23 protein-coding genes and 1 pseudogene are annotated in these 26,961 nt (G+C 69.8%); 10 read left to right on the plus strand and 14 right to left on the minus strand.

The genetic code is table 11. The features are described from left to right. The first annotated feature begins 28 nt into the window (after window positions 1-28). Window positions 29-1,873, plus strand: a complete 1,845-nt coding sequence (locus CJ301_RS00085) for an ABC-F family ATP-binding cassette domain-containing protein (RefSeq protein WP_099272986.1) — start codon at window positions 29-31, stop codon at window positions 1,871-1,873. 75 nt (window positions 1,874-1,948) lie between these two features. On the opposite strand, the gene CJ301_RS00090 is transcribed toward CJ301_RS00085, so the two are convergent. Together CJ301_RS00090 and mazG are read right to left on the minus strand one after the other, a co-directional pair. Next, window positions 1,949-2,950 carry a Fe(3+) ABC transporter substrate-binding protein gene (locus CJ301_RS00090; protein WP_099272988.1) on the minus strand — a complete coding sequence of 334 codons (1,002 nt, stop codon included), beginning with the start codon at window positions 2,948-2,950 and terminating at the stop codon, window positions 1,949-1,951. 75 nt (window positions 2,951-3,025) lie between these two features. Beyond that, window positions 3,026-3,874, minus strand: a complete 849-nt coding sequence (gene mazG / locus CJ301_RS00095; RefSeq protein ID WP_099272990.1) for a nucleoside triphosphate pyrophosphohydrolase — start codon at window positions 3,872-3,874, stop codon at window positions 3,026-3,028. 62 nt (window positions 3,875-3,936) lie between these two features. Between mazG and CJ301_RS00100 the strand changes: the two genes are divergently transcribed. The 5 genes and pseudogenes from CJ301_RS00100 to CJ301_RS00120 all read left to right on the plus strand — a co-directional run bounded on the left by CJ301_RS00100 (window position 3,937) and on the right by CJ301_RS00120 (window position 8,580). After that, window positions 3,937-5,097: a M20 aminoacylase family protein gene (locus CJ301_RS00100; RefSeq protein WP_099272992.1), complete on the plus strand. Its 1,161-nt coding sequence runs from the start codon at window positions 3,937-3,939 to the stop codon at window positions 5,095-5,097. 304 nt (window positions 5,098-5,401) lie between these two features. After that, window positions 5,402-5,695, plus strand: a pseudogene (locus CJ301_RS19380) (DUF1499 domain-containing protein); the annotation flags it as partial. A 42-nt stretch (window positions 5,696-5,737) separates the two neighbouring features. Further along, a complete protein-coding gene (prfA, locus tag CJ301_RS00110) occupies window positions 5,738-6,793 on the plus strand; it encodes a peptide chain release factor 1 (protein WP_099272996.1) in 1,056 nt (351 codons plus the stop codon). After that, a complete protein-coding gene (prmC, locus tag CJ301_RS00115; RefSeq protein ID WP_099272998.1) occupies window positions 6,790-7,656 on the plus strand; it encodes a peptide chain release factor N(5)-glutamine methyltransferase in 867 nt (288 codons plus the stop codon). The genes prfA and prmC overlap by 4 nt, the downstream gene beginning before the upstream one ends. Before the next feature lie 222 nt (window positions 7,657-7,878). Next, window positions 7,879-8,580, plus strand: coding sequence for a DUF4167 domain-containing protein (locus CJ301_RS00120; protein ID WP_099273000.1), 702 nt, complete (start codon window positions 7,879-7,881; stop codon window positions 8,578-8,580). Between the two features lie 58 nt (window positions 8,581-8,638). Here the strand turns inward: CJ301_RS00120 and rsmA are convergent, their stop codons facing one another. The 6 genes from rsmA to lptF form a co-directional block, all read right to left on the minus strand. Then, on the minus strand, window positions 8,639-9,484 hold the full coding sequence (gene rsmA, locus CJ301_RS00125) for a 16S rRNA (adenine(1518)-N(6)/adenine(1519)-N(6))-dimethyltransferase RsmA (protein WP_099273002.1): 846 nt from the start codon (window positions 9,482-9,484) through the stop codon (window positions 8,639-8,641). 72 nt (window positions 9,485-9,556) lie between these two features. Then, a complete protein-coding gene (gene pdxA, locus CJ301_RS00130) occupies window positions 9,557-10,528 on the minus strand; it encodes a 4-hydroxythreonine-4-phosphate dehydrogenase PdxA (protein WP_099273004.1) in 972 nt (323 codons plus the stop codon). Continuing rightward, window positions 10,525-11,736: a peptidylprolyl isomerase gene (locus CJ301_RS00135; protein WP_099273006.1), complete on the minus strand. Its 1,212-nt coding sequence runs from the start codon at window positions 11,734-11,736 to the stop codon at window positions 10,525-10,527. Before CJ301_RS00135 ends, pdxA begins: the two co-directional genes overlap by 4 nt. A gap of 32 nt (window positions 11,737-11,768) precedes the next feature. Next, window positions 11,769-13,862, minus strand: coding sequence for an LPS-assembly protein LptD (locus CJ301_RS00140; RefSeq protein WP_162620370.1), 2,094 nt, complete (start codon window positions 13,860-13,862; stop codon window positions 11,769-11,771). Then, complete coding sequence (gene lptG / locus CJ301_RS00145) at window positions 13,859-14,947, minus strand: LPS export ABC transporter permease LptG (protein WP_099273010.1); 1,089 nt, start codon at window positions 14,945-14,947, stop codon at window positions 13,859-13,861. The genes CJ301_RS00140 and lptG overlap by 4 nt, the downstream gene beginning before the upstream one ends. After that, complete coding sequence (lptF, locus tag CJ301_RS00150) at window positions 14,944-16,059, minus strand: LPS export ABC transporter permease LptF (RefSeq protein WP_099273012.1); 1,116 nt, start codon at window positions 16,057-16,059, stop codon at window positions 14,944-14,946. Before lptF ends, lptG begins: the two co-directional genes overlap by 4 nt. Window positions 16,060-16,229: 170 nt before the next feature. Between lptF and CJ301_RS00155 the strand changes: the two genes are divergently transcribed. Beyond that, window positions 16,230-17,705: a leucyl aminopeptidase gene (locus CJ301_RS00155; RefSeq protein ID WP_099273014.1), complete on the plus strand. Its 1,476-nt coding sequence runs from the start codon at window positions 16,230-16,232 to the stop codon at window positions 17,703-17,705. Between the two features lie 5 nt (window positions 17,706-17,710). After that, on the plus strand, window positions 17,711-18,172 hold the full coding sequence (locus tag CJ301_RS00160) for a DNA polymerase III subunit chi (protein WP_099273016.1): 462 nt from the start codon (window positions 17,711-17,713) through the stop codon (window positions 18,170-18,172). Between the two features lie 3 nt (window positions 18,173-18,175). Here CJ301_RS00160 and CJ301_RS00165 read toward each other — a convergent pair whose 3' ends face one another. Genes CJ301_RS00165 through CJ301_RS00180 form a run of 4 tightly spaced genes read right to left on the minus strand, consistent with a single transcriptional unit; the run spans window position 18,176 to window position 21,779 of the window. Then, on the minus strand, window positions 18,176-18,754 hold the full coding sequence (locus tag CJ301_RS00165; protein ID WP_099273018.1) for a retropepsin-like aspartic protease family protein: 579 nt from the start codon (window positions 18,752-18,754) through the stop codon (window positions 18,176-18,178). A 15-nt stretch (window positions 18,755-18,769) separates the two neighbouring features. Next, on the minus strand, window positions 18,770-19,417 hold the full coding sequence (locus tag CJ301_RS00170) for a MarC family protein (protein WP_099273020.1): 648 nt from the start codon (window positions 19,415-19,417) through the stop codon (window positions 18,770-18,772). After that, window positions 19,414-19,935, minus strand: coding sequence for a GNAT family N-acetyltransferase (locus tag CJ301_RS00175; RefSeq protein ID WP_099273022.1), 522 nt, complete (start codon window positions 19,933-19,935; stop codon window positions 19,414-19,416). Before CJ301_RS00175 ends, CJ301_RS00170 begins: the two co-directional genes overlap by 4 nt. Next, window positions 19,932-21,779: an ABC-F family ATP-binding cassette domain-containing protein gene (locus tag CJ301_RS00180; protein WP_099273024.1), complete on the minus strand. Its 1,848-nt coding sequence runs from the start codon at window positions 21,777-21,779 to the stop codon at window positions 19,932-19,934. The genes CJ301_RS00175 and CJ301_RS00180 overlap by 4 nt, the downstream gene beginning before the upstream one ends. A 279-nt stretch (window positions 21,780-22,058) precedes the next feature. Here CJ301_RS00180 and ndk point away from each other — a divergent pair, with 279 nt between their 5' ends. Next, the gene (gene ndk, locus CJ301_RS00185; RefSeq protein ID WP_099273026.1) at window positions 22,059-22,481 is read left to right on the plus strand and encodes a nucleoside-diphosphate kinase; all 423 of its coding nucleotides are present in this window, start codon (window positions 22,059-22,061) and stop codon (window positions 22,479-22,481) included. A gap of 58 nt (window positions 22,482-22,539) precedes the next feature. On the opposite strand, the gene CJ301_RS00190 is transcribed toward ndk, so the two are convergent. Together CJ301_RS00190 and CJ301_RS00195 are read right to left on the minus strand one after the other, a co-directional pair. Beyond that, window positions 22,540-23,487 carry a glutaminase gene (locus CJ301_RS00190; RefSeq protein ID WP_099273028.1) on the minus strand — a complete coding sequence of 316 codons (948 nt, stop codon included), beginning with the start codon at window positions 23,485-23,487 and terminating at the stop codon, window positions 22,540-22,542. 4 nt (window positions 23,488-23,491) lie between these two features. Next, window positions 23,492-23,959: a lytic transglycosylase domain-containing protein gene (locus tag CJ301_RS00195; RefSeq protein ID WP_099273030.1), complete on the minus strand. Its 468-nt coding sequence runs from the start codon at window positions 23,957-23,959 to the stop codon at window positions 23,492-23,494. 473 nt (window positions 23,960-24,432) lie between these two features. Between CJ301_RS00195 and CJ301_RS00200 the strand changes: the two genes are divergently transcribed. Then, a complete protein-coding gene (locus CJ301_RS00200) occupies window positions 24,433-26,955 on the plus strand; it encodes a cation:proton antiporter (protein ID WP_099273032.1) in 2,523 nt (840 codons plus the stop codon). Window positions 26,956-26,961 lie beyond the last annotated feature (6 nt).

The raw sequence follows: 26,961 nt of genomic DNA on the forward strand, positions 1-26,961 counted from the left end.
GCCGCGCGCCGCCCTCTAGCTGCGGGGCATGGCACGCGCACCCCTTCTCCAGCTCACCGACATTTCCCTCACCTTCGGCGGCGATCCCGTCTTCGACGGGCTGTCTCTCGCGGTTCAGCAGGGCGACCGCGTCGCCCTCGTGGGCCGCAACGGCTCCGGCAAATCCACCTTGATGAAGGTGATGGCCGGTCTCGTGGAGCCCGATCGCGGCATCCGCGCCGTCCCGCCCGCGACAAGCGTGGGCTACATGGAGCAGGACCCCGATTTCTCGGGCCATGCGACCTTGGGCGACTGGGCCGCGCAGAACCTCGAGATCGGCGAGGAATACAAGCTCGACGTCGCCGCGGAGGGGCTCAAATTCGACCCCGCGCGCGATCCCGCCACCGCCTCGGGCGGCGAGCGGCGGCGCGCGGCGCTGGCCAGGCTGATGGCCGAGGCGCCCGAGCTGATGCTGCTCGACGAGCCCACCAACCATCTCGACATCGAGGCGATCGCCTGGCTCGAGGCGGAGCTGAAGCAGACCCGCGCCGCCTTCGTGCTGATCTCCCACGACCGCGCCTTTCTCAAGGCGCTGACCCGCGCGACGCTGTGGATCGACCGCGGCGCGGTCCGGCGGCAGGAGACCGGCTTCGAAGGCTTCGAGGCGTGGCGCGACAAGGTCTGGGAGGACGAGGACGTGGCGCGCCACAAGCTCGACCGCAAGATCAAGTCCGAGGCCCGCTGGGCGGTCGAGGGGATCTCGGCCCGGCGCAAGCGCAATCAGGGAAGGGTGCGAGCGCTGCAGGACCTGCGGGCCGAACGGGCGAACCAGATCCGCCGCCAGGGCACCGCCGCCATGGCGCTCGGCGAGGGGCCGACCTCGGGCAAGAAGGTGATCGAAGCCTTCGGCCTGTCGAAGGAATACGCGGGCAAGCGGATCGTCGAGAATTTCGATCTCACCGTGATGCGCGGCGACCGGATCGCCTTCGTCGGCCCTAACGGCGTCGGAAAAACCACGCTCATCAAGATGTTGCTTGGCGAAGTTGAACCGGATGAGGGGCGCGTCAAGCATGGCACCAACCTCGAGATCGCGGTGTTCGACCAGGCCCGCGCCCGGCTCGACCCGGAGGCGACGCTCTGGGACAGCCTGACCAACGACCCGACCATGGCGGTTTCGGGCTCTTCGGACCAGGTCATGGTGCGCGGCACACCCAAGCACGTCGTGGGCTATCTCAAGGAGTTCCTGTTCGATGAGGCGCAGGCCCGCGCGCCGGTCAAGTCGCTTTCGGGCGGCGAGAAGGCGCGGCTCCTGCTGGCCCGGATCATGGCGCAGACCTCGAACGTGCTGGTGCTCGACGAGCCGACCAACGATCTCGACATCGAGACGCTGGATCTCCTGCAGGATCTGTTGGGCGATTATGACGGCACGGTGCTTCTGGTCAGCCACGACCGCGATTTCCTCGACCGGGTGGCGAGCACGACCATCGCCATGGAGGGCGACGGGCAGGCGGTGCTCTATGCCGGTGGCTGGAGCGACTACCAAAGCCAGCGCAGGAACGCCGCCGCGCCGGTGGCCCATGCGCCCGCCGCGCGCGGCAGTGCGCCCAAGCCCAGTGCGCCCAAAGCCAGCGCGCCCAAGCCGGAGCCCAAGCCCGAACCCCGCAAGCCGGGGCTGAGCTTTACCGAGAAGCACCGGCTCGAAGAGCTGCCCAAGCTGATCGACCGGCTGGGGCAGGAGATCGCCAAGCTGGAAGAGCTTCTGGCCGATCCCGAGCTGTTCACCCGCGAGCCGGTGAAGTTTCGCAAGGCGACCGAGGCGATGGCCGAGCGGCAGGCGGCGCTCGATGCCGCCGAGACCGAGTGGCTGGAGCTGGAGGAGAAGGCGAGCGCCTGATCTTCAGCCCTCTGACACGAAACGAAAAAAGCCCGCCTTCGGAATGAAGGCGGGCTTTTCTTTCGCTTCGAACGATCAGCCGTCGAAGTTCACTTCTTCCATGATCCGCAGCGCGGCGGCGCGGTGGTCGGCCAGCGTCGGCAGGTCGGTCTCGTCGGCGGTGAACTCACCCCAGCCCTGCACCAGCTCCGAGGCTTCGGCGCTGTCGAGCACCGGGTATTCGAAGTTGGCCTCGGCGTAGATTTCCTGCGCCTGCGGCGAGACGAGGTATTCCATGAACCGGACCGCCTCTTCCTTGTTCGGCGCGGACTGGGTCAGCGCGACGCCCGAGACGTTCACATGGGTGCCGCCGTTTTCGAAGGTCGGGAAGGTGATGCGGACGGAGTTGGCCCACTCGGTCTGCTCTTCGTCCTGCAGCATCTTGCCCATGTAGTAGGTGTTGCCGAGCGAGATGTCGCATTCGCCGGCCCAGATCGCCTTGATCTGCGCGCGGTCGTTGCCCTCGGGCTTGCGCGCGAGGTTGTCCTTCACGCCCTGCGCCCATTCCTTGGCATATTCCTCGCCGTGATGGGCGATGATCGCGGAGACCAGCGCGAGGTTGTAGTTGTGCAGGCCCGAGCGGGTGCAGATCCGGCCTTCCCACTTGTCGGAGGCGAGGTCCTCATAGGTGGTGACTTCGCCGTCCTCGACGCGCTCCTGGCTGGCATAGACGATGCGGGCGCGGGTGGTGACGCCGAACCATTCGCCGTTCTCGCCGCGCAGGTGGGCGGGCACGGCCTCCATCAGCACGTCGCTCTCGACCGGCTGGGTGACGCCCGCGTCGACGATCTGGCTCAGGTTCGCGATGTCGACGGTCATCACCAGATCGGCGGGCGAACGGGCGCCTTCGGCTTCGAGACGCTCGACGATGCCGTCCTCGACGAAGGCGAGGTTGACATTGATGCCGGTCTCTTCGGTGAAGGCATCGACCACCGGCTGGATCAGCTCGGGCTGGCGGGTGGTGTACATGTTGACGTCGGCCATGGCGCTGGTCCCGGCGAGGGCGGCGGCGATGGTGAGGACGGGGCGGAAGGTCATGAAGCGCTCCAGATCAGCGTTGCGATTGGCGGCGCTTAAACCCGAGCAAATCGGTAGGGTCAATGCCTGAGTTTTTTAGTTTGAAACTTTTTGCCCCTGCTTCTCCGCGTGGCGGATCTCGTTCCACAGCGCATCCATCTCGTCGAGATCGCTCTCGGCCGGGCGCTTGCCGCGCTTGTGAAGTTCGCGCTCTATGTAGCTGAAACGTCGAGTGAACTTGTCGTTCGACCGGCGCAGCGCCACCTCCGGGTCGACATCGAGATGCCGCGCGAGATTGGCCATGACGAAGAGCAGGTCGCCCATCTCGGCCTCGATCTCGTCATGGCCCAGCGTGTCGCGCGCCTCGACCAGTTCGCGCGCTTCCTCGACCAGCTTGTCGAGCACGTGGCTGGTCTGCGGCCAATCGAATCCCACCCGCGCGGCGCGCTTCTGCAGCTTGGCGGCGCGCATCAGCGCCGGCAGGCCGAGCGCCACGCCGTCGAGCACGCCGGTCTCGGACTTGCCCGCGCGCTCGGCGGCCTTGATCGCCTCCCAGGCTCGGGTCTGCTCCTCCGCCGTGCGGTCGCGGCTTTCGTCGCCGAAGACATGCGGGTGCCGCGCGATCATCTTGTCCGAGATGGCGCGGGCGACGCCCGCGAGGTCGAAATGCCCGGCCTCCGTCGCCATCTGCGCGTGATAGACCGATTGCAGCAGAAGATCGCCCAGCTCGCCCCTGAGCTCGGGCCAATCCTCGCGCGCGATGGCGTCGGCCACCTCATAGGCCTCCTCGATCGTGTAGGGCGCGATCGAGGCGAAATCCTGCTCGATGTCCCAAGGGCAGCCGTGATCGGGATCGCGCAGCGCGCGCATGATGGCCGAGAGGCGGGCGATCTCATGGGCGGCGGAGTGGTCGGTCTCGCGGATCTCGGGCTCGGTCTGGGGCATTGCGCATGGCTCCTGTCGGTGGCAAGCCGCAAGCTAGGATTTCATAGCCCGGAGCGCCAGCCATGCCCGTCGTCAACCGCATCGCCGATCTTGCAGACGAGATGAAGGGCTGGCGCCGCACGCTGCACGCCGCCCCCGAGATCGGCTTCGACTGTCACGAGACGGCGGGCTTCATCGTCGCGCGGCTGCGCGAGTTCGGCGTGGACGAGATCCACGAGGGCATCGCCACTTCGGGCGTGGTCGCGCTGATCCGGGGCCGCGGCGAGGGGCCGGTGATCGGGCTTCGCGCCGACATGGACGCGCTGCCGATGGAGGAAGAGACCGGCCTGCCGCATGCCTCGGCCAACAAGGGCGCGATGCATGGCTGCGGCCATGACGGGCATAGCTCGATGCTGCTGGGGGCGGCGAAATACCTCGCCGAGACGCGCAACTTCGCGGGCAGCGTCGCGCTGATCTTCCAGCCTGCCGAAGAAGGCGGCGGCGGCGCGGGCGTGATGGTCGAGGAGGGCGTGATGGAGCGCTTCGGCATTGGCGAGGTCTTTGCGCTGCACAACGAGCCGGGGCTGCCGGTGGGGCATTTTCGCACCGCGCCGGGCGCGATCATGGCGGCGGTGGATGATTTCACCATTACCGTGACCGGCAAGGGCGGGCATGGCGCGATGCCGCAGGACGCGGCCGATCCGGTCGTTGCGGCCTGCGGCATCGTCACCGCGATCCAGACCATCGTCAGCCGCAACCACGACGCGCGCGAGGATCTGGTGATCTCGGTCACGCAGATCCATACCGGCAGCGCCGACAACGTGATCCCCGCGACCGCATGGATCAACGGCACGGTGCGCAGCTTCGACAAGGGCGTGCAGGCGATGGTGATGCGGCGGATGCGCGAGATCTGCGAGGGGCAGGCCATGGCCTACGGGGTGCGGGCCGATCTCGACTACAATCTTGGCTACCCGGCGACGATCAACGACGCGGATCGCGCGGGCTTTGCGGCCGAGGTCGCAGGCGAGGTCGGGCTTGCCAGCGATCCCGACAGCCCGCGCGCCATGGGGGCGGAGGATTTCTCCTTCATGCTGGAGGCGCGGCCCGGCGCCTATCTCTTCATCGGCAATGGCGAGACGGCGGGGGTGCATCACCCCGAATACGACTTCAACGACGAGACCGCGCCTTATGGCGCGTCCTTCTTCGCGCGGCTGGTGGAGCGGGCGCAGCCTGCGCGCGGCTGACTGGGCGCGGCTGACCGGGCGCGGCTGAGCGGGCCTTGGGAACGCGATGGGGCGCGGGGCGTTCCGACAACTCGGGGCGCGCGCGGTCCGTGCGCGAAGTTCGAATGGCAAGGCATTGAAGAAAATGGCGATATTCACCGTATCGGCGCTTGTCGCCGCGGCTGTTCCGCTCACATGGGTGCGCGTCGCGCCCTCGGATGTCGACCGCTGGCATGTCGATCCGATGGAGGTCGCGCATGTGCCGGTCAAGCCGAAGGAGGGCGGCTGGCTGATGCGCACGGGCGCGGCCAATGCCGCGCCGCCGGTCTTTGCGACCGACCCCGCGACGCTGCTTTCGGCCTTTGACGAGATCGTGCGGGCCACGCCACGCAGCAAGGCGCTGTTCGAGGACGCGCCGAATGGACGCGCGACCTATGTGACGCGCTCGGCGCTCCTGGGCTTTCCCGATTATACCAGCGTCAAGGCCGTGCCCGAGGCGGGAGGGGCCGCGCTGATGATCTGGGCGCGCAACCGCTTTGGCGTGTCAGACATGGGGGTGAACCGCCGCCGGGTCGAGGGCTGGCTGGCGGCGCTGTCAGAACGGCTGCCGCATCGCTGAGCGTCACTTGACGCCTCGGGGGCGATGGAGGATGGGTGGGCCATGATCGCACGAGACAAGATCGACCAGATCACCGCGCGCTTCGAGTTTCTCGAGGCCAAGATGTCGTCCGGCGCCGCTGGCGGCGAGATCGCCGAGCTGGGCCGCGAATATGCCGAGCTGAGGCCCGTCGTCGAGACGGCGGCCGAGCATGCGCGGCTGCAGGCCGAGATCGCCGAGGCGCAGGCCATGCTGGGCGATGCGGAGATGCGCGACCTCGCCGAGGAGGAGCTGCCCGGGTTGAAGGCGCGGCTGGAGGCCGCCGAGACGGCGCTGCGCCTCGCTCTTCTGCCCAAGGACGCCGCCGATGCGCGCCCCGCGATGATCGAGATCCGCCCCGGAACGGGGGGCGACGAGGCGGCGCTTTTCGCCGCCGATCTTTTGCGCATGTATCAGCGCTATTCGGAGGCACGCGGCTGGCGCTTCGAGATCATCGAGGAGCAGGCCACCGAGCTTGGCGGCATCAAGGAGGTGGTGGCGCGGGTCGAGGGCGAGGGCGTCTTTGCCCGGCTGAAATACGAAAGCGGCGTGCACCGGGTGCAGCGCGTGCCCGAGACCGAGAGCGGCGGGCGCATCCACACCTCGGCGGCCACGGTCGCGGTGCTGCCCGAGGCCGAGGCGGTCGACGTGAAGATCGACCCCAATGATCTCAGGATCGACACGATGCGCGCCTCCGGCGCGGGCGGGCAGCACGTCAACACCACCGACTCGGCGGTGCGGATCACCCATATTCCCACCGGCATCGTCGTCACGTCGAGCCAGAAATCGCAGCACCGCAACCGCGAACTGGCGATGGAGGTGCTGCGTTCGCGGCTGTTCGACGCCGAGCGCAGCCGGGTCGAGGGCGCGCGCTCCGCCGATCGCAAGTCGCAGGTCGGCACGGGCGACCGCTCCGAGCGCATCCGCACCTACAACTTCCCGCAAGGCCGCATGACCGATCACCGGATCAACCTCACGCTTTACAAGCTCGACGCGGTGATGGGCGGCGATCTCGACGAGATCATCGACGCGCTGACTGCCGAGGCGCAGGCGGCGCTTCTTGCGGAGATGGAGGCATGAGCCCGCTGCCCTCTGGCCCGCTCACCGGCTCGGCGGCGCTGGTCGCCGCCACCCGTAAGCTGGCGCAGGCGGGCGTGCCCGATCCCGGGCGCGACGCGCGGCGGCTGTTCTCCTATGCGATCGGGGTCGATCCGGGGCGGCTGACGCTGGTGTTGCCCGAGCCGGTCGATGGCGAGAGGCTTTCGGAATTCGAGGCGCTGGTCGAGCGGCGCTGCGCGCGCGAGCCGGTCAGCCACCTGACCGGCAGCCGCGCCTTCTATGGCCGCCGCTTCAAGGTGACGCGCGACGTGCTCGATCCGCGCCCCGAGACCGAGGCGCTGATCGAGGCGGCGCTGTCCGAGCCCTTCGGCCATGTGCTCGATCTCGGGGTGGGCTCGGGCTGCATCCTGCTGACGCTTCTGGCGGAGATGCCCGATGCGCGCGGCGTCGGCGTCGATATCTCCGAGGCGGCCTGCGCGGTGGCGCGCGAGAACGCGATCGCGCTCGGCCTGTCGGACCGGGCGCATGTGACGGTTTCGGACTGGGCCAGTCGGGTCGAGGGGCTGTTCGATCTCGTGGTGTCGAACCCGCCCTATATCGCGCGGGACGAGATGGCGGGGCTTGCGCCCGAGCTGCGCGACTGGGAGCCCGAGGGCGCGCTGACCGACGGGGCGGACGGGCTGTCATGCTACCGCGCGATTCTCGACGGCGCCGCTGCGGTGCTGGCGCCGGGCGGGCGGCTGATCATGGAGCTTGGCGCGGGGCAGGCCGAGGCGGTCGGCTCGCTCGCCGTGGCGCGCGATTTCGCGCCCATCGCGCTCATTCCCGATCTCGACGGGCGCGACCGGGTGATCGTGCTGGGACTGCCGCAATCGGGGTTCTGACGGCGGAAAATGCCGGTTTCGGAGCGGTTTTCATAGTTTCCGCTTGCTCCGGGGCGGTCTGCGTGGTTAGTCCTTGGTATCGGACGGAGGAAGGCGCATGCGCCTTCAAGCCCCGACACGCTGCCAGATCATCGCAGGCCCCGACGTCGCAGCAGCGCGCCTCGCGCGCTCAGACCGGGGCGCAAGCGCAACGCCTGAGCCAGGCCGGAACCGAAGAATCACATGAGATCATCGAAGTCACGCTCGCGCGGCAACAAGAACCGCAACAACAACCGTCCCTCCGGTGGCAATATCGTCAACCGCGTGTTCGACAGTTCGGGCCCGGACGGAAAGGTGCGCGGCACGCCGCAGCAGATCATCGAGAAATACAACCAGCTGCACCGCGACGCGCAGCTGTCGGGCGACCGCGTCGCCGCCGAGAATTTTGCCCAGCATGCTGAGCATTACCTGAGAATGCTGGCCGAGGCGCAGCGCGAGATCGACGCCAAGCGCGAGGAGGCCGAGGCGCAGAACCGCGAGCGTCAGGCCGAGCGCGACCGGCAGGCCGAGCGCGACCGCGAGCGGGCGGCCCGGCTGAAGGCGCAGGAAGAAGAAGCGGCGCAGGCCGCGCAGCAGGCGCAGCCCGAGCCCCGCGCCGAAGCCCGGCAGGAGCCGCAGCGCGAGGCGCCCGCCAGCGATCTCGTCGAGACGCCGGAAAACCGCGAGGCGGGCCGCGAGATCCCGGCCCAGCCGGCGCAATCGATCCAGCCCGCGGAGCCGCAGGCCGAGGGCGAAAAGCCCAAGCGCGCGCGCAAGCCGCGGGTGAAGCGCGACACGCCCGAGGGCGAGAAGCCCGCGCCGCGCGCCCGCAAGCCGCGCGCTTCGGCCAAGTCCGAAGCGCCCGCAAAGGCGGAAGGCGACTCCCCGGCCGACGCCGCCGAATAAGGCTTTCGACCCTGAAAACGAAAAAGGCGGCGCCCGGTGACGGGCGCCGCCTTTTTCGTCAGCTTGCGGCCTTTATGGAGCGGGCAAGCGCGCACCACGCCTCGAGCCCGACCTGCTCGGCCCGCTCGGTCGGCGGGATGTTCGCGGCGGCGAGGTGATCCTCGATCCCCGGCGCCACGCCCTTCAGTGAGGCGCGCAGCATCTTGCGCCGCTGGTTGAAGCCCGCCGCCACCACCCGGCTCAGCACCGCCGGATCGGCGGGAAAGCGCGGCTCGGGCAGGGCGGTGAGATGGACGACCGCCGAGGAGACCTTGGGCGCGGGCACGAAGGCCTGCGGCGGCAGGTCGAGCACGATGCGCGCGGAGGCGCGCCACTGCGCGAGGATGGCGAGACGGCCGTAAGCCTTGGAGCCGGGCTGGGCGACGATCCGCTCGGCCACCTCGCGCTGGAACATCAGCGTCAGGCTTTCCCAGAAGGGCGGCCATGCCTTGGGCGTGAGCCAGCGCACCAGAAGCTCGGTGCCGACATTGTAGGGCAGGTTGGCGGCGACGCGGATGGGCGGGGTCAGATGCGCCAGCGGGTCGATTTCGAGCGCGTCGCCCTCGATCACCTGCAGCCGGCCCGGGTAATGCGCCGCGATCTCGGCCAGAGCGGGCATGCAGCGCCCGTCCTTCTCGATCGCCAGCACCTTTCGCGCGCCCTCGGCCAGAAGCCCGCGGGTCAAACCGCCGGGGCCGGGGCCGATCTCGAGGATGTCGGAGCCCGGCAGATCGCCCGCCGCCCGCGCGATCCGGGCGGTGAGGTTGAGATCCAGCAGGAAGTTCTGGCCCAGCGTCTTCTTGGCGCGCAGCCCGTGGGTTTCGATCACCTCGCGCAGGGGCGGCAGATCGTCGATGGCGGCCATGGCGGGCGATCCCTTGTTCATTTTCCCGATAAATACGCATGGCGCTCCGCCGGGGACCGCCGCGCCGCTTCCCTAGCGCGATGCGCGCGCCTGCGCCATATCGGCGGCCATGCGCAGCGCCGCGATCATCGATGACGGGTCGGCCAGCCCCTTGCCCGCGATGCCGAAGGCGGTGCCGTGATCGGGCGAGGTGCGAATGAAGGGCAGGCCGAGCGTGACGTTGACGCCGCCCGAGAAATCGATGGTCTTGATCGGGATCAGCGCCTGATCGTGATACATGCAGACCGCCGCGTCATAGCCCGCGCGGGCGGAGGCGTGGAACATCGTGTCGGCCGACATCGGCCCCATGAGGTCGAAGCCCTCGCCGCGCAGCCGATCAAGAAGCGGCGCGATCATCAGCATCTCCTCGCGCCCCATCTTGCCGTCCTCGCCCGCATGCGGGTTCAGCCCGGCGATGGCGATGCGCGGGGCGGTGACGCCGAAATCGCGGATCAGCGCGGCATGGGTAATGCGGATCGTGGCTTCGAGCAGCTCGGGCGTGAGCCGTGCGGGCACCTGCGACAGCGGGATGTGGATCGTCGCGGGGACGACGCGCAGTTCCGGGCAGGCGAGCATCATCACCACCTCGCCCACGCCCGCCAGATCGGCAAGGTATTCGGTATGGCCGGGATGGGCGAAGCCCGCGCCGTCGATCAGCGCGGCCTTGTGGATCGGGGCGGTGCAGAGCCCCGCGCACTCACCCGCGCGCACCAGATCCACGCCGTCGCGTATCGCGTCGATCACGCCCCGGGCATGGGAGGGATCCGGCTGGCCGGGCACGGCGGGCGCGCCGAAATCCCGCGTCAGCACCGGCAGCGCCTCTCCCGAGACGGCGGCGGCTTCGTCCGCGCTTTCCACCGCCTGCCACGCCACGGCCCCGGGCAGATGACGCGGATCGCCGAGCCAGATGAGGGGGATCTCGCCGCGCAGCCGCTCCCAGGCGCGGGCCGCGATCTCGGGGCCGATGCCCGCGGGCTCGCCGCAGGAGATCGCGATCGGTCTCACGGCGCGATGCGCGCCTGCGCGCGCAGCTCGGCGAGCAGGATGTCGGCGCGCGCGGTGAGCTTCCTGCTGACGATCTGGTTGCGCATGGCGCTGCGCGCGGCCTCGTCGGTCGCGGCGGCGGGGGTGCGGGCGCAAAGCATGGTGAACAGCAGCGCGCCGTCGCTGGTGAGGTTCCACGAGGCCTCGTCGCGGTCGAGCCGCGCCAGTTCGAGCCCCAGATCGCGTGGCAGCGCCGAAGGGGGCACGCTGCGGCGCACCAGCCGCTCCTCGGGCAGGCCGCGGGCCACGCCGTAGAGATCGTCGCAGGTGTCGGTCACCGCGTCGATGCGCGCCGCCTCGGCCAGCGCCTGCGCGGTGCCGGCGCCGGGAATGGCGAATTGCGCGTAATCGATCTCGGCGATCTCGGCGGGGGCCTGCGGCGCCTCGCGGATGTCGCGCAGCTGGAACAGCGCCACGCCGTTGCGGATCGGGATCGGCGGCGTCACCTCGCCCGGCTCGAGCGACAGCAAGAGCCCGTGCAGCCCGGCGGGATAGTTCGACAGCGCGGCCCAGTCGAGCCGGCCGCCCTGATCGCGGGTGGGCAGGGCCGAGACCTCGCGCGCCTGCGCTTCGAAGGCGGCGGTGGAGCGCAGTTTGGAGATCGTCTCGGCGCGGGCCATGGCAGCGGCGGCGCGCGGCGGCGGGGCGGCGATGATGATCTCGTTGAGCAGCAGCTCGACCCCGTCGGGCCCGCTTTGCTGCGCGAGGCCCGCGTCGATCTCGGTCTCGCTGACCTCGATTGTCTGGCCGTAGCGGCGGCGGATGTAGTCGCGCCACGAGGCGTTGACCTTCACGAAATCGCGCAGCGTCTCGCGGGCGATGCCCTGGCTTGCGAGCTGGGCGAGAAAGGCGTCGAGCGACAGGTTCGCGCGCTGCGCGAACTCTTCCATCGCGGTGGTAAGCCCTTCATCGGTGAGCTGCATCCCGGCGCGGTCGAGCGCCTGCAGCTTGAGCTTTTCCTCGACCAGCTGTTCGCGCGCCAGCTCTGCCGGATCGCCCGGCGTGTTGAAGGCGGCGAGCAGCTTGGCGCGCTGGTCCAGCTCGTAATTGGTGACGGCGCTGCCGTTCACGGTCACGGCGGGGGCGAAGAGCCCCTGCGCCATGGCGCCCGATGGCGCGGCCAGCGCGACGGCCAGCGCCGCGGCGCCCACGAAATTCAAAGCCCGCATTCCGGCTCCCATCATCGTCGAATCACTCGCTGTCAGTCCTCGCAGGCCCGCGCCGCGGTCACGCTCTGCCCGGCGGCGGAGAAGCCGTTCAGATTGACCGAAAGCCCGAAGCTGGTGGAAGGATCCACGTCGTCGGTCTCGGTGTAGCGGCGCGATACCGAAAGGTCCACCGTGACGCATTCGTTGCGCCAGCCGGCGCCGATCCCGGCGCGCACCGGCGCGTCGGCGGCGATGTCGTAGCGCGCCTCGGCGGCGAGGCTCCAGCGCGGCCCGAGGCGAACCTCACTGTCGAGCGAGACCTCGCTGATCTCTTCGAGCTGGCCGCCACCCGCTTCGGGCTGAAGCCACAGATAGGCGGCCGAGAGATCGACCGGGCCGCGATCGAGATCGAGCCGGGCCTCGGCGCCCGAGACCTCGAACTGGCTGTCGAAGGTGGCATGGACCCCGAGATCGAGCGCCTCGCCCAGATCGGCGCGGGCCGAGACCAGCCAGTCCGACCTGGTCCGGCCCAGGCCCGCGCCTTCGGACAGATCGTCGAGCTCGTCGTCGCGCAAGAGCTGACCGGCAAGGACCGAGAGCCCGCGCCCCTCGCTGTCGGTGCGGCTCCAGCGCAGCCCGAGCCCGGCGCTCAGCCCGGTTTCGAGCAGGTCTTCGCCCGGCAGACGGTCGAGCGCGTGCAGGCTGGCGGGGCCGAATTCCGGCAGGCGGGCGTCGCGGTTGGCGGGCCGCGTGCCCTGCCGCGCGGCATAGGAGAGGCTGGCCACAGGCTCGATCACCTGCGTGGCGTCCGAGCCGCTCTCATGGCGCATGAGCGGCCAGCGCAGCGTCACCCCCGCGGCTTCCCAGGCGCGCGGCGACAGGTCGCCGCCCGAAACGGCATAGCCGTCGAAGCGCAGCTGCACCTCCGTATCGAACAGAATGCCGGGGCCGAGCACCCGGCCGCGGTGCCAGTCGGCCGAGAAGCCCATGCGCGCCTCGTCGCGCGCGTCGCGCGGGGTCGCCTCGTCGCGCCATGCCGCATCGGCATCCACGCGCAGCGTCAGCTCGCCGCCCGAGGGGCCGGGGCGCAGCACGGTCTCGTGTTCGAGCCGCGCCACGAGGGGCGGCAGCGAGGGGCTGGTCTCCCCCTCGCGCAGGCTTTCGTAATAGGTGATCTGCGCCAGCCCATAGCCGGTATCGCCCAAGCGGTAGGCCCGCAGGCGGCTGTCGAGCCGGTCGGCATCCGACAGGTCGTAATCGAGCAGGACGGCCCGGTCCGAGACGGCTTCGAGATCGAATTCGAGGCGGATGTCGCGCGGCAGGGCAAAGGCGCCCTCGCCCAGAAGGGCGTAGCGCAGCCCTTCGGTGGTGGTCTCGTCATCGGCGAGATGAAAGTCGAGATCGACCCAGCCGCTGCGGAAGGCCTCGCGGTAGCCCAGTTCGAGGTTGCGCGCCTGCGTGGCGATCCAGGGCGTCACCGTCAGGTCGCGCCGCGCGCCGAGCGGCACGAAATAGGGCAGCTTCAGGCCGAAGCCGAGCGTGTCGGAGGAAAACAGCTGCGGCACCAGCAGCCCCGGGGCGCGTTCGAGCGACGGGTCGGGCAGGCGCAGCCGCGGCAGCCAGATCACCGGGACGCCGCGGATGTGAAAGCTGGCATCGTCGAAATAGAGCTGGCCGGCCTCGTCGTCATGCACGACCCTAGAGGCCCGGATCTCCCATAGCGGCGCCTTGTCGCCGCAGACCTGGCAGGAGGTGGCGGCGGTGCGGGTCAGGGCGGTCAGCCCGGTCTCGGTGCGGTCGATCCGCGCCGCGGCGATCTGCAGCTGCCGGTCAAGCACCAGCCGCGCGCCGCGCAACAGCCCCGCGCCGAGCTCGGCGTCGATCTCGGCGGCCTGGGCGGTGAAGATCTCGCCCTCGGGGGTGGTGATCAGGATCGGGCCGGTGACGGAGAGGCTGTCGGTGGCGCGGTCGTAGCTGATCTGCGCCGCCCTGAGCCGGGTGCCCTCGTAGAAGGCCTCGACCTGGCCGCGCGCGACCAGTCTTTCTTCGCCCGAGAGCGTGATCTCGTCGGCGACGAGCTGGGCGAGGCCCTGGGCCACAGCAGGAGCGGGGGCAAGGCAAAGCAGGGCCGTGATCAGGCGGATCATCCATCCTCCAGGTGCAGCAGCAGGCCGAGCGACGACAGGATCGCCGCGACGGGGGGCGCCCATGCGGCGAGCGCCGGCGGGATCTGCCCGTTCTCGCCGAGGATCTGCGCGAAATTGCGCAGGAAATACACCCCGAAACTCAGCAGGATCGCGCCCAGCACCATGACACCGACCCGGCCGCCGCGCTGGTGGCGCATGGTGAAGCCCGCACCGATCAGCAGCATCGCGGTCAGGAAGGCGGGCTGCGCCAGCTCGGTCTGCAAGAAGACCTGGTGGCGGCGCGCGGTGAAGCCCGCGGCCTTCAGTCGCTCGATGAAGCCCGGCAGCTTCCACACCGAGATCGAGGCCGGATCGCCGAAGCTGTCGCGGATCTGCCCGGCGGTGAGCGAGGAAGCCAGCGTCATCTGCGGCAGCCGCTCGGCCAGCGTCTCGGGGTTGTCGGCGGTCAGCGGCCAGCGCTTGACGCCGCGCAGCAGCCATTGGCCCGATTGCAGCTGCGCCAGATCCGCCTCGACCCGCTGGAGGGGGCGGCCCCGGGCGTCGAGCGTCAGGAAGCTCGCCTCGCGCAGCATGGTGCCGTCGAGATTGCTGCTGACGGCGCGGATCACCGTCTGCGCGCCCTCGTCGCCCTGGCGCAGCCAGAGCCCGTCATCGGAGAGGGCGATGACCCGGTCGATGCCCTTGAGGCTGTCGCTGCGGGCCTCGAAGGCGCGGCTGGTGGCCGCAACCAGCGGGTTGATCAGCGCCACCGAGGCGAGGCCGATCATGATCGTCACCGCCACCGGGGCGGTGAGTGCGGCCAGCGCCGAACGCCCGGCGGCGCGGGTCACCACGAGCTCGGAGGAGCGCGCCAGACCGAGAAAGAAGGCGATGCCGGAGATGATCATGATCAGCGGCAGGATCTCGTAGAGATCCGCGGGCACGTTGAGCAAGGTCAGCGTGACAAGCTCTCCGGCGCCGGCGGTGTCGCCGTAGCGGCGCGCCTGATCGACGAGATCGAGCATCGCCATCAGGGTGAAGAAGGCCGCGCCGGTGCCGAGAAAGGCCATGACGAAGCGGCGGGCATAGTAGCGGTGCAGGATCATGCCAGCCGCTCCGCGCGCCGTCGCCGCCCGATGCCGCGCCGCGCCGGGCGCGCCGCGAGCCCAAGCTCGACTGCCGCGATGACGAAGGCCACCGTGCCGGGCAGGTAGATCATCGGCCAGCGCGCGGGATCGCCGCGCATGGCCGAGGCGGCCACGGATTCGAGCGAATGAACCACGATGATCAGCCCGATCGCGAGCAGGATCTGGCGCCAGAGGCCGAAGCGCGAAAAGCCGCCCAAAAGCAGCGTCGCAAAGCCGATCAGCGGCGCGGCGGCGGCCAGCAGCGCCGCGGCGATGCGCTCATGCGCCTCGCCGACCAGCTCGGCGGCGCTGTCTTCCGTGGCCTCCATCAGCTCGGGCGTGGGAAAGAGCAGATCGCGCGTGGCGACCTGCCGCGCGCGGATGCGCTCCTGGCCGTCGCCCCGGGTGAGCGGTGCGAGATCATAGGCGAACTCCTCGAAACGGGTGGTGGAGAGCAGCGCCGTCTCGTGGCGCAGCACCTGCACCAGCCCCGAGATCATCACCAGCTGCGGCGCCTGCGCCGTCTCGACCAGATAGGCGCTCGAGGCGGTATAGGTGACGTTTTCCTCCGGGTCGCGATTGTCCGAGATCAGAAGATCGCGCAGCTCGCCCTCGGGGGTGATGTCGCGGATATAGACGGTGATGCCCGAGACCGGGCTGAGAAACTGCCCCTCCTGCAAAAGCCGGGCGGTGGCGCTGCGGGCGATGTCGGCCTGCCGCTCGGCGAGCCGGGCCTGCGCCATCGGGTTGATCACCACCGTCAGCGCCCCGGTCAGCAGCCCCGCCGCCAGGCCGAAGACCAGCACCGGCCGCGCCAGGCGGAAGGGCGAGAAGCCGGTGGCGCGCATCACCGTCAGCTCGCTGTCGGCGCTGAGCCGGTTGGTGACGTAGAGCGCGGCGATGAAGCCCGCGATCGGCAGCACCAGCCGGATCAGCGAGGGCAGGCCGAGCATGGTCAGTTCGAGAAACACCGAGAGGTTCTGCCCGTCGGCGACGAGCTGGTCGAACAGCTGCACCGCGCTGTTGACCCAGTAGACCAGCACCAGCACCAGCGCGAAGAAGCCGAACAGCATCATCAGCTGCGACAGCATGTATCTGTCGAATCGTGCCACGGGCCCTCGCTCGTCACCAGCCGCCGCGCCGGCCGCCCTACCGGGCGCATGTTAGCCCAGCGCGCGGGCGGGTTGAACCGCGATCTGGCCATTGCGGGCCGCGGCGGCTAGGCTCCGCCGCCAAAGACCATGAGCCCGAAGGAGCTGGCATGTCCCGCACCCCCCGCATCGATTTTCTGCCCCATGACCCGCAGGCGCTCGCCCAGAGCGCCGGGCGTCTCGCCGTCTTCGTCGCCGCCCAAGGCCCCGAGGGCGAGGCCGCCGGCGCGCTCGACACCGCCATGGGCGGCGCGCTGTCGCGGCTGGCCGCGAGCGCGCGCTGGGAGCGGGCCAAGCCCGGCGAGGTGATCGAGATCGCGGTGCCCGCGGGCATCGCCGCCGAGGCCGTGCTGGCGGTCAGGCACGATGCCGAGGCCGACCGGCTGGCGCTGCGCCGCGCGGGCGGGGCGATCGCCGCCGCCGCCGGGCGCGGCGATCTGACGGTGCTGGCCTCTGGGCTGCGCCATGCCGACGAGATGGCGCTGGGGCTGGCGCTGCGCGCCTACCGCTTCGACGCGCATCAAAAGCCCGACGAGAGCGCGGAGCCGGAGGGCCGGGTGCGCGTCATGTCCGACGATTCGGAGGCGCTGGCCGCCGCGGCCGGACCGATGGCCGCGATCGCCGAGGGCGTGGCCTTCACCCGCGATCTCGTCAACGAGCCCGCCAACGTGCTGACCACCGATGATTTCGCCGCCCGCCTCGCGGCGATGCAGGAGCTGGGGCTGGAGGTCGAGATCCTCGAGGAGGACGAGCTCGAAAAGCTCGGCATGGGCGCGCTGCTGGCCGTGGGGCAGGGCTCGGTCAGCCCCTCCAAGGTCGTGGTGATGCGCTGGAATGGCGGCGGCGACGAGGCGCCGCTGGCGCTTGTCGGCAAGGGCGTGGTGTTCGATACCGGGGGCATCTCGCTCAAGCCCGCCGCAGGCATGGAAGACATGACCATGGACATGGGCGGCGCGGGCACCGTCGCGGGCACGATGCGCGCGCTGGCGCTGCGCCGGGCCAAGGCCAATGTCGTGGGGCTCGTCGGCCTTGTCGAGAACATGCCCTCGGGCAACGCCACCCGCCCCGGCGACGTGGTGCGCTCCATGAAGGGCGACACGATCGAGGTGATCAACACCGATGCCGAGGGCCGGCTCGTTCTGGCCGACGTGATGTGGTACGCGCAGGAGCGGTTCAAGCCCGCGGGCATGATCGATCTCGCCACCCTCACCGGCGCGATCATCGTCGCGCTGGGCCATGAGAACACCGGCGTCTTCTCGAACGAGGACGGCTTTGCCGAGGCGCTTTTGTCGGCAGCGCAGGCCGAGGGCGAGGGCGCGTGGCGGCTGCCGATGGGCGAGGCCTATGACAAGGTGCTGAAAAGCCGGGTGGCGGACATGCGCAATGTCGGCACGGGGCGCGAGGGCGGCTCGATCACGGCGGCGCAGTTCCTCAAGCGCTTCGTGCAGGATGGCACCCCTTGGATCCATCTCGACATCGCGGGCACCGCGTCGCTCAAATCCGACTGGGCGCTCGGGCCCAAGGGCGCGACCGGCTGGGGCGTGATGGCGCTCAACCGCCTCGTGGCCGACCGCTACGAGGGCTGAGGGCGATGGGCGCGGCCTTCTTCTATCACCTGACCGACGGCCCGGCCGAGGAGCTGTTGCCGCAGCTTCTCAAGCTCGCGGGCAAGCAGGGCTGGCGGGTGGAGATCCGGGGCCGCGCCGCCCGCGCCATGGACCGGCTCGATGCCGCGCTGTGGCGGATGGGCCCGCCCGAAAGCTTTCTCGCCCATGGCCGGGCGGGGGGCGCGCAGGACGCGGCGCAGCCGATCCTGCTCACCGCCGAGGGCGAGCCCGCGCCGGGGCTGCCTTGCGTGATCTGCCTTGATGGGGCGGAGGCGCATGCCGAGGAGGTGCAGGCCGCCGAGCGGGTCTGCATCCTGTTCGACGGCTTCGACGAGGCGGCGGTGCAGGCCGCGCGGGGGCAGTGGAAGCGGCTCACCCGGGCAGGATGCGCGGCGCAGTACTGGGCGCAGGAGAACGGGCGCTGGACCAAGAAGGCCGAAGGCTAGCGCTCAGCGCGTCAGCATCAGCTTGCCGCCCTCGATCTCGATCCGGCCGAACAGCCGCAGATAGCCCATGCCCAGAAGCGAGGCCGAAAGATCGCCATCGGTGACGACCGCGCCAAGCCCCTCATCCTCGATCTGCCCCAGCGCCACGCTGTCGAGCGTGACCCGCGCGGTGCGCACGGTGCCGTTGGCGGTGACGGCGGAGCCGAAATAGTTCAGCGCCTCGGGGTCGATCCCGGCGCGGCGCGCATCCTCGCGGCTCAGCACCATGTCGGTGGCGCCGGTATCGACGACGAACTCGACCGGCGTGCCGTTGATGTCGAGCGTGAGGTAGTAATGCCCGTCGCGCGCCTGCGGCACCTCGATGCCCTGCGCGCCGACCATGGTCTGGCGCGGGGTCACGTCGTCGCGGATATCGCCCCACAGCCCGGCGGCGGCGATGACGCCGATGAAGATCAGCGCCCAGAGCGCGGCCTGCTGGGCCAGCTGGCCGAGGCGGTCGCGGTTCTGCACCACGAACCACCCGGCGATAGCGGCGCCGAGAAGACCGAGATAGGCGAGGCTGGCGAGGTTATCGGGGCTCATACCCCCAATATGGGGTCAATTCGCGCCGGGGAAAGGCAGGCCGAAGCCGGAACCGTGCAGACCGTCGATGATGAACTGCACCGCCAGCGCGGCGAGCAGCATGCCGAGCACCCGCGTGACGACGTTGAGCCCCACCGGCCCCAGCACCCGCGCCAGCGGCCCGGCGAGCGCGAAGGCGATCCAGACGGTCGCCAGCACCGCCAGCGCCACGCCGTAGATCGCCGCATAGCCCGCGGGGCCCGCTTCGGCGGTGAGCAGGATCAGCGTGGTGATCGCGCCCGGCCCGACGATCAGCGGCAGCGCCAGCGGAAAGATCGAGGGGTCCTGATCGGGCTCGGCCTCGACCGCGCCCTCGGCATTGTCGCGCCGCCGCGCCTGCCGGCGTTCGAACAGCATGTCGAGCGCGGTGATGAACAAGAGCACCCCGCCCGCGATGCGGAAGGCCGGGACCGAGATGCCGATGAAGCGCAGCACCGCGTCGCCCAAGAGCAGGAACAGCAGCATCAGCCCCGCCGAGGTCAGCAGCGCCCGCGCCGCGACCTTGCGCCGCTGCGCGGCGGTCATCTCCGCCGTCATCGCCACGAAGAGCGGCGCGAGGCCGATCGGATCGACGATCACGAACAGGGTGGTGAAGGCGGTGACAAGGGTGGCGATTTCGATCATGCGCTGATCTCCCGGTCGGTCGCGATGTCCGTCTCTTGCGCGGCGCGATACATGATGTGCAGCCCGACCCGGCCCTCGCGCGGGTGGGCGAAGCCGCCGGGCACGGTGCCGAGAATACAGAAGCCCAGCTCGCGGTAGAGTTTGATCGCGCCGCGATTGGTCTCGGCCACGGCGTTGAACTGCAACCCGGCGAAGCCCTCGCGCGCGACCCAAGAGAGCGAATCGAGCACCAGCGCCCGGCCGACGCCCCGGCCTTGCGCCTCATGCGCCACCATGTAGCTGGCATTGGCCACATGCGCGCCGGGGCCGGGGCGGTTGGGGCCCATATGGCCGGTGCCGAGGATCCGCCCGCCGATCTCGGCTATGCTGACGCGCGTGGTGGGCGGGCCGAGCCACATCTCGCGGGCCTCGGCCTCATCCATTTCGGGCGGCAGGCAGTAGGTCTCGCCCGCGCGGATGATCGGGCGCAGGATCTCCCACAGCGCCGGCCAGTCCGCGGGGCGATAGGCGCGGATCACGCGGCCTCGGCCTGTTCGAGCTTTTCGAGCGCCGCCATCCACAGCGCCTCGGCCCGGCCCAGCGCCTCCATGACTTCGGCGTATTTCTTGTTCCAGGTTTCCAGCTCGCCCTTGCGGGCATCCTCGTAGAGCGCGGGATCGGCGAGCTTCTTGGCGAGCTTGTCGCGCATCTCGTTGATCTTGTTGACCCGCTCCTCGGCCTTGCGGGCCTCGGATCTGAGCGAGAGGATTGCCTCGCGCGAGGGTTTGGGGGCTTTGGGCTTCTCGGATTTGGGCTTTTCGGCGGGCTTGTCGCCCGAGAGCAGCATCTTGCGATAGGCGGGCAGATCCTCCTCATAGGCCGAGACGCGCCCGTCCTTCACCAGCCAGAGCCGGTCGGCGACCATCGACAGAAGATGCATGTCGTGGCTCACGAGGATCACCGCGCCGGAATAGGCGGTGAGCGCCTCGACCAGCGCCTCGCGGCTTTCGATGTCGAGGTGGTTGGTCGGCTCGTCGAGGATGAGCAGATGCGGCGCGTCGATGGTGCCCAGCAGGAGCGAGAGCCGCGCCTTCTGCCCGCCCGAAAGCCGGCCCACCGCCGTCTCGGCCTGTGCGGCACCGAGGCCGAAGCCCGCCAGACGCGCCCGCAGCTTGGGCGGAGCCACGTCGGGCAGGGCGCGCTGGATGTGCTGCAGCGGCGTCTCCTCGACGCGCAGCTCGTCGACCTGGTGCTGCGCGAAGAAGCCGATGCGCAGCTTGTTGGAGCGCACGATCTTGCCGCCCATGGGCGCGAGCCGGTCCGACAGGAGCTTCGACAGGGTCGACTTGCCCTCGCCATTGCGGCCCAGAAGCGCGATGCGGTCGTCCTGATCGATCCTGAGATCGAGCTTCGACAGCACCGCCTTGCCGTCATAGCCGACGCTCACGCCCTCGGTGGCGATGATCGGCGGCGACAGCTCCTCGGGCTCGGGGAAGGTGAAGACGGTGCGCGCGGCGTCTTCGGGCACGCGGATCGTCTCCATCTTTTCGAGCATCTTGACCCGGCTCTGGGCCTGCTTGGCCTTGGACGCCTTGGCCTTGAAGCGGTCGACGAAGCTTTGCAGATGGGCGCGCTGGGCGTCCTGCTTCTTGCTGGCTGCGACGAGCACGGCGCGCTGGGCGGCGCGGGCCTTGGCGAACTGGTCGTAATTGCCCGACCAGTAGGTCAGCGTGCGGTTTTCCAGATGCAGGATGCCGCCGACGGAGCGGTTGAGAAGCTCGCGGTCGTGGCTGACGATCAGCACGGTATGCGGATAGCGCACGAGGTAGTTTTCGAGCCAGAGCGCGCCTTCGAGATCGAGATAGTTCGTGGGCTCGTCCAAGAGCAGCAGGTCGGGCTCGGAGAACAGCACCGCGGCGAGCGCCACGCGCATCCGCCAGCCGCCCGAAAAGGCGGAGCAGGGCATGAGCTGCTCTTCATGGGTGAAGCCGAGCCCCTTGAGGATCGTCGCGGCGCGCGCCTCGGCCGACCATGCGTCGATATCGGTCAGCCGGGTCTGGATTTCGGCGATGCGGGCGGGGTCGGTCGCCTCCTCGGCCATCAGGCTTGCGCGCTCGGTATCGGCGGCGAGCACGGTGTCGATGAGCGAGACCTCGTTGCCCGGCACCTCCTGCGCCACGCCGCCGATGCGGGCGCCGCGCGGCAGCTCGATCTCGCCGGTGTCGAGCGTCAGCTCGCCGCGGATCAGCTTGAACAGCGTGGATTTGCCTGTGCCGTTGCGACCCACCACGCCGACCTTGTGGCCGGCCGGGATCACGGCGGAGGTATGTTCGAGAAGCGGGCGGCCCTCGACGGAATATGAGATGTCTGTGATGCGCAACATGGCAGCGGCTTGCCCGAAGCCGGCGCCCGGGTCAACGGGCCGGGCGCCAGGGGGCCAATGTCGCGCCATGCGTATTTGGAGAAAGATGAACCGAAGGGGCGCGCCTCCCTGGTTCATCTTTCCTCAAATACGCAAATCCCCGGGCCGGGGCCTTGGCGCGCCGCCGGGGCTTTGGGCGCGAGGAGCGGCTTTTCAGGCGGCCCCCCGCGTGCTAGGGCGCGGCCCGACCGGGGGCGCGTGTCGTGCCCCCTGCCGCAACCTGTTCAAATGAGGGACATCATGGCCACCGAACGCACGCTCTCGATCATCAAGCCCGACGCCACCAAGCGCAACCTGACCGGCAAGATCAACGCCAAGTTCGAGGATGCGGGCCTGCGCATCGTCGCGCAAAAGCGCATCCAGCTGACCCAGGACCAGGCCGGCCAGTTCTACGCCGTGCACAAGGAGCGTCCCTTCTTCGGTGAGCTGACCGAATTCATGGCCTCCGGCCCGGTCGTCGTGCAGGTGCTCGAAGGCGAAGGCGCGATCGCCAAGAACCGCGAAGTCATGGGCGCGACCAACCCCGCCGATGCCGCCCCCGGCACCATCCGCGCCGAATTCGCCGAGAGCGTCGGCGAGAACTCGGTGCATGGCTCGGACGCCCCCGAGACCGCCAAGGAAGAGATCTCCTTCTTCTTCTCGGGCCTCGAACTGGTCGGCTGAAGCCGCGCCTTCGGGAGCACGAGGAAAGGCCCGCGCGAGAGCGCGGGCCTTTTTCGTTTCACTTCGGCGCAAAGACCGACCAGCCGGTGCGGTCGGCCAGCATCTCCAGCGCCATCGAGGCGAGCTGCGAATTGCCCACCGCGTTGAGCCCCGGCGACCACGCGCCGATGGAGGCGCGGCCCGGCGCGACGGCAAGGATGCCGCCGCCGACGCCGCTCTTGCCCGGAAGGCCCACGCGAAAGGCGAATTCGCCCGAGCCGTCGTAATGCCCGCAGGTCAGCATCAGCGCGTTGATCTGGCGCGCCATGCGCGGCGCGATGGCGCGCGCGCCGCCCGGGGTGAGCGCCCCGTCGAAGGCAAGGAACCGCCCCGCCAGCGCCAGCTGGCGCGGCGTCATGGCGATGGCGCATTGGTGGAAATAGGTGCCGAGCACCTTTTCGGGGTGGCGCTCGATGGTGCCGAAATCGCGCATGAAATTGGCCAGCGCGGCGTTGCGCCAGCCCGAGACCGTCTCGGAGGCGGCGACGCCCGGGTCGATGGCGATGTCGTCGTCATCGGCCAGAAAGCGCACGAATTGCAGGATCTGGCCCAGCGCCTCGCGCGGCTCGGAGCGCGACAGGATGGCATCCGTCACCGCGATGGCGCCCGCATTGATGAACGGGTTGCGCGGCAGGCCGCGCTCGTGTTCGAGCTGCACGATCGAATTGAACGGATCGCCAGAGGGCTCGCGCCCCACGCGGGTCCAGAGCTGGTCGCCGATCCGGCCCAGCGCCACGGCGAGGGCGAAGACCTTGGAGACGCTCTGGATCGAGAAGCGCGTGTCGGCGTCGCCGCCGCCGATCACCTCGCCCGAAGGCAGCGCCAGCGCCAGAGCGAAGCGATTCGCGTCGACCTTGGCCAGCTCGGGGATGTAATCGGCGACTTGGCCGCGATCGGTCTCGCGCGCCATGTGATCGCAGATCTCCCCGACGATCTCGCGCAGGCGCTCGGGGTCGGAGACGCTCATGGCCCTAGCATTTCACTTCGCTGTCGCGCAGGCCGGTCTCGACCAGCAGGCAGCGGTCGCGCGCCTCGTAGTAGTAGCCGCGCGCATACCATTGCACCGCCTTGTCGCGGTTGCCATTGGCCACGATCCACGCCCCGCGCAGGTATTTCACCGCGTAGCGCAGGTTGGTGGCGGGATCGAGAAGCTCCGAGGGCGCGCCGCGATGGCCCATGGTGCGGGCGGTCTGGGGCAGGATCTGCATCAGCCCATAATAGGGGCCGTTGCGCGCGCGCGGGTTGTAGGAGCTTTCGCGCTGCACGACGCGGTGCACCAGATCGCGCGGCACGTCGTAGGCATCGGCGTAGCCGTTGATGAGCCGGCGCAGCCGCGGCGTCTCGTTGGGGTAGAGATCGGGCGGCGGCGGCGGCTGGCGTCGTCCGCAGGCGGCAAGGGCCATGAGGCCCGCAAGGGCGGCGCGACGGCTGTAGCGCATCGGCAAACTCCGTGGGGGAGGCAATCCCGATCCGTTCTAGCCCGCCGCGCCCGGCCGCGAAAGGGTGCGGCTCAGATCGCCGCGAAATCGCGGAACAGCGGCTTCTTGGGGGATTGCTGGCCCTTGCGGCTCGGGGCGGGGGCGTCCTTGGTGCTGGTATTGCTCGGCATGTCGCGTTCCTTGTTTGCGGCCTTCGCTTAGCCGCCGCTTAGGCGCTGCTTCGCTTCGGCGGTTGCGATTCCCAAAGCCTGCGCAGGCAGGGCGTTCGCAGCCGGGCGAGAAAGCGGCACCGCTTGGGCGGTCTTTCACGAATTTAACGGGCGCTCTTGCCGCGGGGTCCCTCAAGAGGACGTGAACACGCCGGGATGGCGCGTCGCTGTGCCAATCCTGCCGCAGCCGCGCCCGCGCCCCGTTCGGTCCCGCCATGCATCGGGGCCATTCCCCATGCCGCGCCAAGCCTGTATCGCAACGCCATGGATATCGTCATCGCCACCGCCATCCTCGCCGTCTTCTTTCTGCTGATCGGGCTGGGAGAGCCGCTCGCGGCGCGCCTGCGGCTGCCCTTCAACGTGATCCTCGCGGGCCTCGGCCTGCTGGCGGGCACGGGGGCCGCGTTCTTTCTCAACACCCAGATCACCGATGCGCTCAACCCGGTGGCCGAGGCGATTTTGAACCTGCCGATCCGCTCGAACGTGTTTCTCTACGTGTTCCTGCCGACGCTGCTGTTCCAGGTGACGCTGGGGGTGAACCTGCGGCGGATGATCGACGACTGGGTGCCGATCCTGACGCTGGCGGTTGTCGCGGTCGTGGTGGCGACCTTCACCGTGGGCTACGCGCTGTTCCTCACCGGCGTGCTGCCGCTGATGGCCTGCCTGCTGATCGGCGCGATCGTCTCGACGACCGACCCCTCCGCGGTGGTCTCGATCTTTCGCAACCTCGCGGCCCCCCGCCGTCTGGGCCGGATCATCGAGGGCGAGAGCCTTCTCAACGACGCCGCCGCCATCGCGCTGTTCGGCCTGTTCATGGGCTTCGTGATGCGCGGCGTGCCCAACCCCGAGCTGGGGGCCGCGCTGGCGCAATTCCCGTGGCTTCTGGGCGCGGGCGGCCTGACGGGCTGGGTCATGGCGCAGATCGCGGTGCGGTTGATGCGCTGGCTGGGGCGGTTCGCGCTGGCGCAGATCTCCATCTCGGTGGCGCTGCCCTATCTTGCCTATATCGTGGCCGAGAAGCTGGTCGGCGCCTCTGGCGTGATCGCCGTGGTGGGGGCGGGGCTGACGCTCAACCTCGCGGCACCCGGCCGGCTTTCGCCGCTGGCCTGGACCAACATGCGCGAGGTCTGGGATCTGCTGGCGCATTGGGCCGGGGCCTTCATCTTCCTGCTCGCCGCCCTGCTGATCCCGCGGCTGCTCAATGGCGCGCGGGCGCAGGATTTCGCGCTGGTCGCGGTGGTGACGCTGGCGGCGCTGGGCGCAAGGGTGGCGATCCTGTGGGGGCTCTTGCCGCTGCTGACGCGGCTGCGCCTCTCGCCCCCCGTGGATCGCTCCTACCGGGTGGCGATCCTCTGGGGCGGTTTGCGCGGCGCGATCACGCTGGCGCTGGCGCTGGCGGTGACCGAAAGCCTGCGCGTGCCCGAGGAGGTCCGCCGCCTCACCGGCATCATCGCCACCGGCTTCACGCTGTTCACCCTGATCGTGCAGGGCGTCACGCTGCGGCCGCTGGTCAAGCGGCTGGGGCTGGAGAAGCTCTCGCCGCTCGACGCGGCGCTGGCGCGGCAGGTGGTCGCCGTGGCGCTGCAGACGGTGCGTGAGACGGTGAGCGAGGCGGCCGAGAAATACGGGCTGACGCGCGAGACGGTGCGCTCGGAGGCCAAGAGCTTTGCCGGGCGGCTCGACGCGGCGGTCGAGAAGGCCGAGGAAGGGGCCGCGATCTCCGACAGCGACCGGATCACGCTCGGGCTGATCGCGCTGGCGGGGGCCGAACGCGAGAATGTTCTTGAACTGTTCCGCGACCGGGCGATCTCCAACCGGCAGGCCGAGCGGGCGCTGTCGGAGGCCGACCGGCTGATCGAGACGACGCGGACGGGCGGGCGCTCGGGCTATCGCCGCGCCGCGCGGCAAAGCCTCGGGCAGGGCGGGCCGACGCGGTTCGCGGCCTTTCTGCACAACAGGCTGCACATTTCGGAGCCGCTGGCGCGGCTCACCGCCGACCGGTTCGAGCTCTTGCTGACCCAAGGGCTGGTGCTGCGCGATCTCGACGGCTTCATCGACAACCGCATCCGCCGCATCCACGGACGCCGCGTGGCCGAGCTTCTGCACGAGCTGATCGGGAGGCGCGGCGAGCAGGTGGCGCAGGCGCTCGACGGGCTCAGGCTGCAATATCCCGGCTATGCCGAGGAGCTGGAGCGCCGCTTCATCCGCCGCACCGCGCTTCGGATCGAGGAGCGCGAATACGCCGCCCTGCGCGAGGACGGGCTGATCGGGCCGGAGCTGCACGCGACGCTTCTGGCGCAGATCGAGGCGCGGCGCGAAGAGGCCGAAGCCCGGCCCAAGCTCGACCTCGCGGTGCAGAAGGCGGTGCTGGTGCAGCAGTTCCCGCTCTTTTCCGATCTCGACGAGCCGGTGCGCCAGAGGCTGTCCAAGGCGCTGGTGACGCGCTTCGTCGCCGCCGGTGAGGTCTTGCAGCGGCGCGACGCCCCGGCCCGCACGGTGAGCTTCATCGCCTCGGGCGCGGTGGAGATCGAGACCGCCGGGCAGAAGTTGCGGCTCGGGCGGGGGGAGATGTTCGGCCAGCTGGCACTGCTCAGCCCCAAGCGGCGGCGCGCCGAGGTGCGCGCGCTCAGCCACGGGGTGCTGCTGGAGCTCGACGAGACGCGCTTTCTGCGGCTGATGCGGCGCTCTTCGGCGGTTCGCAAGGCGGTGCGCGACAGCGCGCTCAAGCGCGGCATGGACCCCGAGCGCGCCGCCGCGCTGGGCGGGAAGGACAAGGCCCCCGCCTGAGCCGTT

Source organism: Limimaricola cinnabarinus (genome assembly GCF_002723615.1).
GTDB lineage: Bacteria > Pseudomonadota > Alphaproteobacteria > Rhodobacterales > Rhodobacteraceae > Limimaricola > Limimaricola cinnabarinus_B.